A 7,718-nucleotide genomic window follows, 5' to 3' on the forward strand; every position below is an offset into this window, starting at 1 on the left:
GCGCGTGCCTGACCCGCGGCCGCGGCGGCCTTGATCCGTTCCAGCTCGGCGATGCGCTCGACCAGCGCGGATTCCTCCCACGCCGGATCGATCACTGCTAAATTCTCGAACATATGTTCGACTATACATCGCTTCGGCGACAAGATCGATCCTCACGTCGGAGGCATCCCTATCGTCTACAGAACAGGGGACGAAGGGAGGACAGATGCCAGCAACCCGATGGGAAAAGCGCGTCGACGCCGGTGACTGGCACGCCATCGCCGCTGCCGTCGGCGACTACGGCGGAGCGCTGCTGCCCCGACTCTTGACACCCAGCGAAACCCAACGGCTGCGCAAGCTGTACACGAACGATCAACTGTTCCGCTCCACCATCGACATGGCACCACGCCGCTACGGCTCCGGACAGTATCGATACTTCCGCGCTCCCTATCCGGAACCGATAGAGCAGCTCAAGCAAGCGCTGTATCCGCGGCTTCTGCCGATCGCCCGAGATTGGTGGGCCAAGCTGGGCCGAGACGCTCCCTGGCCGGACACCCTCGACGAATGGCTGGACATGTGCCACGCCGCCGGCCAGACGCGATCGACCGCGCTTGTTCTCAAATACGCGACGAACGATTGGAACGCGCTTCACCGAGATCTGTACGGGGACTTGGTGTTTCCCCTTCAGGTGGTCATCAGTCTGAGCGACTCGGAGACCGAGTACACCGGTGGGGAGTTCATGCTTGTCGAACAGCGGGCGCGAGCCCAATCACGCGGCACCGCAACGCAATTGCCGCACGGGCACGGCTACCTGTTCACCACCCGCGACCGCCCGGTGCAATCGGCTCGTGGTTGGTCGGCTGCGCCGGTGCGCCATGGCCTGTCCGTCGTGCGCTCGGGCGAACGCTACGCGCTGGGGCTGATCTTCCACGACGCCGCCTGAAACTCAGAGATATCCGGTCTGATTCACCAGCCGCACCGACGACGCCCCGTCGGGATAGAACTCCGCAATGCTCAACGACGCCAGGTCAAGGTGTAGCCGGTAAAGAATGCTCGGCCCGGCATCGAGGGCTTGGCGCAGCAGCATTTTGATCGGGGTTACATGCGATACGACGAGCACGGTGGTGCCGCCATAGTCCGCCACTATGCGGTCTCGCGCCTGGCAGACCCGCTGGCTCACGTGATCGAAGCTCTCCCCGCCCGGCGGCTCCGTGCTGGTGTCGCGCAGCCACTGTCGATGTAGTTCGGGATCACGTTCGGCGGCCTCAGCGAACGTGAGGCCTTCCCATGCGCCGAAATCCGTCTCGATCAGGTCGTCGTCGACGGTCAAGTCCAAGCCCAGCGCTTTGGCAGCCGTCGCGGCGGTGTCATAGCAGCGTTGCAGCGGCGAGCTGACCACCGCCGAAATCCCGCCACGTTGAGCCAGATACCGGGCGGCCGCATCGGCCTGCTGCCACCCGAGCTCGGTCAGCGACGGGTTACCGCGTCCCGAGTAGCGCCGCTGGACCGACAACTCGGTCTGGCCGTGGCGCAGCAACAACAGCCGGGTGGCGGTACCACGCGCGCCCGTCCAGCCTGGCGGCGAAGGGCTTTCGCTTGCTTGGGCCATCGCCGCTGAACTGTCGCTGTCCGCTTCGGCCTCGGCGGCAGCGTCCATCGCCTCGTTGGCCAACCGGTCGGCGTAGGAGTTCTGCGCTCGCGGAATCCAGGTGTAGCTGATCTTTTCGAACCGCGACGCCAGTGCCCGCGCCTTCGCGTTGAGCTCTGCCAGGTCGGGATGCTTGACTTTCCAACGCCCGGACATCTGCTCGACCACCAACTTGGAATCCATCGAAACCGCGACCTCAGTGGCATTGAGCTTTGCGGCCTCCTCCAAACCCGCTACGAGTCCGCGATATTCGGCGACGTTGTTGGTGGCACGGCCGATCGCTTGCTTGCTTTCAGCCAATACAGTTGACCGGTCAGCTGTCCAGACCACTGATCCGTAGCCCGCCGGCCCAGGGTTACCGCGTGACCCGCCATCGGCTTCCACGATGACCTTCACTGGCTTACGCCTTTGACCCGCAACAAGATCGCGCCGCATTCAGGACACCGCAGCACGTCATCTTCGGCCGCCGCTGAGATCCTGGACAGCTCGCCGCGATCGATTTCGATCCGACATGCGCCGCACCGGCGGCCCTGTAGCGCTCCAGCCCCAGGACCACCGCCGGCACGCTGACGTTCGTAGAGTGCTACCAGCTCAGGATCTAACGCCGCGGTGAGTTCGTCACGCCGCGTCGAGCGAAGACGGCGGGCTTGTTCGATCTCTTCGAGTACGCCGTCGAGGGCCTGCTGCGCCGCGGCTAGATCAGTTTGCAGCGCGTCACTCTTAGCTACCTCAGCGGCCAGCTCGGCTTGCAGCTGTTCGCGGCGCTCCATCACCTCCAACAGCGAATCCTCCAGGCTGGATTGGCGGCGCTGCAAGGTATCCAGTTCGTGCTGCAATTCCGATAATTGCTTGGCGTCAGCGACCGATTGCAGCAGCGACCGGTCCCGGTCCTCGCGTTGACGCACCGCGTCGATCTCCAACTCGAAGCGTGATATCTGGGCGTCCAAGTCTTCCAACGCAATCCCCAGGGCCGCACGCCGGTCATCGACGGCGACTTGATCGGTTTGCAATCGCTCACAGTCCTGGCGCTCGGACAAGTGGCCGGCGCGGTGCGCGATCTTGGACAGTTCAGCGTCCAGCTCCGCAATTTCGAGCAGCGAACGCTGCTGCGCGACTGCGGCTTTCATCAGTGCCCACCCCCATTGGCGTTGTCGACGTTCCACGGATCGGTGCGGATCTGGCACACGCGTACCGATATGTCGGCGCCGAAAGCCGACCGCAAGACTCCGGCAGCCTGTTCGCACCAAGGATATTCGCTGGCCCAATGTGCAACGTCGATCAGCGCCGCGTCAGAAACGCGGCAGTGCTCGTCGGCGGGGTGATGGCGCAAATCGGCCGTGACATAGGCCTGCACTCCGGCGGCCGCCGCGGCGTCCAGCAGCGAGTCGCCGGCGCCCCCGCAGACCGCGACTCGTGACACAGTCAGGTCTGGGTCGCCTGCTGCGCGCACCCCCCATGACGTTTGCGGCAATCCGGATCTGACGCGGGATACGAACGCGCTCAACGACTCTGGCTGGGCCAGCGAGCAGATCCGCCCCAGCCCGACGTCGGCGGGCAGCGGTGCCAGCGCGATGATGTCGAACGCCGGCTCCTCGTATGGATGCGCGGCCCGTATCGCCGAGAGCACCTCGCGCCGTGCCCGCGCAGGCGCGACAACCTCGACGCGATCCTCGACCACTTTCTCGACGGCGCCGACGCTGCCGATCGCCGGTGCTGCTCCATCCCCCGGCAGGAACTGGCCGGTGCCGGTGACGCTCCAGCTGCATTGCGAATAGTCGCCGATTCGGCCGGCGCCGGCCGCAAAGACCGCCGAGCGCACCGCCTCCGCGTTCTCCGCCGGCACGAAGATCACCCACTTGTCCAAACCAGCCACCACATGCGAGGGCTCCAGCACCGTCTCAACGGTCAGTCCGAGCGCCTGCGCCAACGCATCCGACACTCCCGGCGACGCCGAGTCGGCATTGGTGTGTGCGGTGAACAGCGAACGGCCGGAACGAATCAGGCGGTGCACCAACGCACCCTTGGCGGTACTGGCCGCCACCGTGTCCACGCCGCGCAGCAGTAGCGGATGGTGGGCCAGGAGCAGGCCGCCGTCCGGAACCTCGTCGACCACCGCCGCGGTCGCATCGACGGCGACCGTCACCGAGGTCAGCGTGTCGTCGGGGTCGCCGCACACCAAGCCGACCGAATCCCACGACTCGGCTAGCCCGGGCGGATAAGCCTCGTCCAGCACGTCGATGACATCGGCCAGCCGCACGGTCACGCCAGCACCTCCTGCAACGCCTCGACAAGCAGCGGCCACTCCGGCCTGACCGCGGCCCGCAGATATCGCCCGTCCAGTCCAACGAACGTGTCACAGCGTCGTATCGCAATTCCTTTGGTGTGCAGATGCTTTCGCGTCAGCTCGGCGTCGTCAACGGTGAACAAGACGAATGGCGCACGGCCGTCCACTGATTCGACACCCACCGACTGCAGGCCCGAAACCATCTCGGTGCGCAACATCGCCAAGCGTCGAGCTTCCACTGCCGCTTCGGCGACCGCGTCGGGCGCACAACAGGCCGCGATCGCCGTCAGTTGCAAGGTGCCCACCGGCCAGTGCGCCCGCTGAGCCGTAAGCCGAGCCAACACGTCGGGCGCACCCAGTGCGTAGCCCACCCGCAGGCCTGCCAGCGACCATGTCTTGGTCAGGCTGCGCAGTACCAGCACGTCGGGCAGCGGCTCGTCGGCGAGCGATTCCGGCTCTCCGGGAATGGAATCGGCGAATGCCTCGTCCACCACCACAATCCGGCCGGGGCCGCGCAACGCGAGGATCTGCTCGCGGGTGTGCAAAACCGATGTCGGGTTGGTGGGGTTGCCCACCACGACGAGGTCGGCCTCGTCGGGAACCAGCGCGCCGGCCAAGCTGAACGGCCGGTCCAGCACGACGTCCAGTACGCGCATACCGGCCACCCGCAGCGCCACGACGGGCTCGGTGAACGACGGCGCGATCACCGCCGCCAGCCTGGGGCGCAGGTTGGGGAGCAACGCGAATCCTTCGGCGGATCCGGCCAACAGCGCGACCTCATCGGGAGCACGGCCATGACGGATCGCGACGGCTTGTATCGCCGAGCGCTCTTCGCCGGCGCCTGGGTAGCGCGCCAAATCAGGCAACCTTGCGGCCAGCCGCTGCACCAGCCAGGCAGGCGGCTGGGCATGACGGACGTTGACCGCGAAATCGAGCATGCCTGGTTCAGCGGCCTGATCGCCGTGATAGCGCGCGACCGCGAGCGGAATCGACGCGCTCGAGTCCGGATTCGCCACGTCTGAAACCCTAACGACCTCGCGACGAGGCCAGGTATCGGGACACCGTCAACCGCAGGTCGCGCCATCTTGGACAATAGGGACGTGACCCGCACGGCCTGCGCCGCTAAACCCCAACTGGTGATCTTCGATCTCGACGGCACTCTCACCGACTCCGCTGAGGGGATCGTGTCCAGCTTTCGACACGCGCTCGGCCAGATTGGCGCCGACGTGCCCGACGGCGACCTGACCAGCCGGATTGTCGGCCCGCCGATGCATCACACCCTCGCCACGATGGGTCTGGGCGAGCACGTCGACGCCGCGATCGCGGCTTACCGCGCCGACTACACCACCCGCGGCTGGGCAATCAACAGCCTCTTCGACGGAATTAGTCATCTGCTGGCCGACCTGCGGGCTGCCGGCGTCCGGCTTGCCGTGGCCACCTCCAAGGCGGAGCCGACCGCACGTCGCATCCTGGCGCATTTCGGGCTCGACCAGCACTTCGAGGTCGTCGCCGGAGCCAGCGTCGACGGCACCCGCGCCACCAAAACTGACGTGCTGGCCCACGCATTGGCACAACTGCAGCCGCTGCCCGAACGCGTGCTGATGGTCGGCGACCGTCGCCATGACGTCGAAGGCGCGGCTGCGCACGGCATCGACGCGGTGGTGGTCGGCTGGGGATACGGCCAAGCCGACTTCGCCGACGCCACCGAAACGGCCGGGCTGGTGCATGTTGCGACGGTTGCCGAGTTGCGGAGGACGTTAGGTGTCTGAGTCTGATTGCCCGACTCGCCCCCGCAAGCGGGAGGTGCCCCCACCTCAGGCCCTGACGGGCCTGCATCGTCGTCGGGCTGAGTCGAGGCTGCACATCACCTTCGTGTGCACCGGCAACATCTGCCGGTCGCCGATGGCGGAGAAAATGTTCGCCCACCAGATCTGCCAGCGCGGTCTGCACGACGCCGTGCGGGTGACCAGTGCCGGAACCGCCGGTTGGCATATCGGAAAGTGCGCCGACGAGCGGGCCAACCGGGTGCTGCGCGCGCACGGCTACCCCACTGACCACAGCGCCGCGCAGGTCGGGATCGACCACATCGAGGCCGACCTGGTGGTCGCGCTGGCCCGCAACCACGTGTGGCTGCTCCAGCAGCTCGGGGTTAATTCCGACCGAATCCGGATGCTGCGGTCTTTCGACCCGCGCTCGGGTGCGTATGTCCTCGATGTCGACGACCCTTACTACGGCGACCACGACGACTTCGAAGCGGTCTTCACCGCCATCGAAGCTTCGTTGCCGGGTCTGCACGCTTGGGTCGACGAGCGACTCGCCGAGAACGGGCACCCCTAATGCGTCGTCTCACCTTTCTGCTGCGACCCGGCTGGGTGGCGCTGGCCGTGGTGGTCATCGCGTTCACCTACTTGTGTTGCAGCGTGCTCGCGCCCTGGCAGTTGGGCAAGAACACCAGGACGTCGCGGGAAAACAACCAGATTCAGCAATCTCTGACGACCGCGCCGGTGCCGCTGAAAACCCTGTTGCCGCAACAAAACTCGTCAGCTCCCGACGCACAGTGGCGCACCGTGACGGCGACCGGGCACTATTTGGCGGATAAGCAACTGCTGGTCCGGTTGCGGGTGGCCGAGGGGGATCCGGCGCTGGAGGTGCTGGTCCCGTTCGCCGTCGACGCAGGCCCCAGTGTCTTGGTCGACCGCGGCTATGTGCGACCCGAGCAGGGGTCGCGGGTGCCAGCGATTGCACCGCCTCCCCGCGGGACGGTGACCATCACGGCGCGGCTGCGCGATTCCGAGCAGCCGGTGTTGGACAAGCAGCCATTCATCAGTGACGGTGTGCGCCAGGTCTATTCGATCGATGTCAGTCAAATAGCGACACTGACCGGAGTTCCGCTGGCCGGGTCATATCTGCAGTTGGTCGACAACCAGCCCGGCGGGCTGGGCGTCATCGCGCTCCCCCACCTGGATGCCGGGCCGTTCTTGTCCTATGGCATTCAGTGGATCACGTTCGGCGTTGTCGCACCGATCCTGCTGGGCTACTTCGTGTACGCCGAGATCCGGGCCCGCCGCGCCGAGAAGCGCCAGACCGAGTCCGCCGAGAAGCCTGCGCCGGCCACCGTCGAAGACAAGCTCACCGACCGCTATGGACGGCGGCGCTAAGCACCATCGCCGTCGCCTGCACCGCCCGGGAAAGCTGCACCGCGCGGCGCAGGTCGGCCACCGATGGCGGCATTCCGTCGCCGAGGGTGGGCCGGATCTGCAGGTCGTACTGGTAGGCAGTGGGCCCACCCAGGCGCACGCCCAGCGCTCCCGCGAACGCCGCCTCGACAACGCCGGCGTTGGGGCTGGGATGGCGGGCGGCGTCGCGACGCCAGGCACGTAGCGCACCCGACGGCGATCCGCCGACGGTCGGCGCGCATACCGCCACCAGCACCGCGGTCAGGCGTGCCGCGGCATAGTTCGCGGCATCATCCAGACGTGCTGCGGCCCAACCGAATCGGGCGTACCGCGGCGAACGGTGGCCGATCATCGAATCGAGTGTGTTGACCGCGCGGTAGCTGAGCACCCCGGGAAGGCCGCCCAACGTCGCCCACAGCAGCGGCGCAACATGCGCGTCAGAGGTGTTCTCGGCAACCGATTCCACGGCCGCGCGGGTCAGTCCCGCAGCGTCGAGCCGCGCCGGGTCGCGCCCGCACAGCGACGGCAGCAGCCGTCGGGCGCCCTCGACGTCGTCGCCGCTCAACAAGTCACCCATCACCAGCCCGGTGCGCGCCAGCGACGTTCCGCCCAGCGCTATCCAGGTGGCCAC

Annotated in this window: 10 protein-coding genes; 4 read left to right on the forward strand and 6 right to left on the reverse strand. The window is 66.7% G+C overall.

Going from position 1 to position 7,718, the window contains the following annotated elements; all coding sequences use genetic code 11:
* The coding region (locus WBF82_RS17460; RefSeq protein ID WP_424384229.1) for a hypothetical protein at positions 1 to 113 on the reverse strand (113 nt) is incomplete at its 3' end.
* A gap of 92 nt (positions 114 to 205) precedes the next feature.
* Between WBF82_RS17460 and WBF82_RS17465 the strand changes: the two genes are divergently transcribed.
* On the forward strand, positions 206 to 922 hold the full coding sequence (locus WBF82_RS17465; protein ID WP_424384221.1) for a 2OG-Fe(II) oxygenase: 717 nt from the start codon (positions 206 to 208) through the stop codon (positions 920 to 922).
* Positions 923 to 925: 3 nt separating this feature from the next.
* Here WBF82_RS17465 and WBF82_RS17470 read toward each other — a convergent pair whose 3' ends face one another.
* Genes WBF82_RS17470 through cobC form a run of 4 tightly spaced genes read right to left on the reverse strand, consistent with a single transcriptional unit; the run spans position 926 to position 4,927 of the window.
* A complete protein-coding gene (locus WBF82_RS17470; protein ID WP_424384222.1) occupies positions 926 to 2,023 on the reverse strand; it encodes a bifunctional RNase H/acid phosphatase in 1,098 nt (365 codons plus the stop codon).
* Positions 2,020 to 2,754 carry a zinc ribbon domain-containing protein gene (locus tag WBF82_RS17475; protein ID WP_424384223.1) on the reverse strand — a complete coding sequence of 245 codons (735 nt, stop codon included), beginning with the start codon at positions 2,752 to 2,754 and terminating at the stop codon, positions 2,020 to 2,022. Before WBF82_RS17475 ends, WBF82_RS17470 begins: the two co-directional genes overlap by 4 nt.
* Positions 2,754 to 3,890, reverse strand: coding sequence for a Nif3-like dinuclear metal center hexameric protein (locus WBF82_RS17480; RefSeq protein WP_424384224.1), 1,137 nt, complete (start codon positions 3,888 to 3,890; stop codon positions 2,754 to 2,756). Before WBF82_RS17480 ends, WBF82_RS17475 begins: the two co-directional genes overlap by 1 nt.
* Positions 3,887 to 4,927, reverse strand: coding sequence for an Rv2231c family pyridoxal phosphate-dependent protein CobC (cobC, locus tag WBF82_RS17485; RefSeq protein ID WP_424384225.1), 1,041 nt, complete (start codon positions 4,925 to 4,927; stop codon positions 3,887 to 3,889). The genes WBF82_RS17480 and cobC overlap by 4 nt, the downstream gene beginning before the upstream one ends.
* A gap of 84 nt (positions 4,928 to 5,011) precedes the next feature.
* Between cobC and WBF82_RS17490 the strand changes: the two genes are divergently transcribed.
* The 3 genes from WBF82_RS17490 to WBF82_RS17500 all read left to right on the forward strand — a co-directional run bounded on the left by WBF82_RS17490 (position 5,012) and on the right by WBF82_RS17500 (position 7,069).
* The gene (locus WBF82_RS17490) at positions 5,012 to 5,680 is read left to right on the forward strand and encodes an HAD-IA family hydrolase (RefSeq protein WP_424384226.1); all 669 of its coding nucleotides are present in this window, start codon (positions 5,012 to 5,014) and stop codon (positions 5,678 to 5,680) included.
* Between the two features lie 88 nt (positions 5,681 to 5,768).
* Positions 5,769 to 6,248 (forward strand): low molecular weight protein-tyrosine-phosphatase, encoded by a 480-nt coding sequence (locus tag WBF82_RS17495; protein WP_424384230.1) that lies wholly within the window; start codon positions 5,769 to 5,771, stop codon positions 6,246 to 6,248.
* Positions 6,248 to 7,069 (forward strand): SURF1 family protein, encoded by an 822-nt coding sequence (locus WBF82_RS17500; RefSeq protein ID WP_424384227.1) that lies wholly within the window; start codon positions 6,248 to 6,250, stop codon positions 7,067 to 7,069. Before WBF82_RS17495 ends, WBF82_RS17500 begins: the two co-directional genes overlap by 1 nt.
* On the opposite strand, the gene WBF82_RS17505 is transcribed toward WBF82_RS17500, so the two are convergent.
* Positions 7,041 to 7,718, reverse strand: a 678-nt coding sequence (locus tag WBF82_RS17505; RefSeq protein WP_424384228.1) for a cobalamin biosynthesis protein, incomplete at its 5' end; no start/stop codon positions are given. The genes WBF82_RS17500 and WBF82_RS17505 overlap by 29 nt on opposite strands.

Origin of the sequence: Mycobacterium sp., from assembly GCF_049673265.1 — a bacterium.
Taxonomy (GTDB): Bacteria; Actinomycetota; Actinomycetes; order Mycobacteriales; family Mycobacteriaceae; genus Mycobacterium.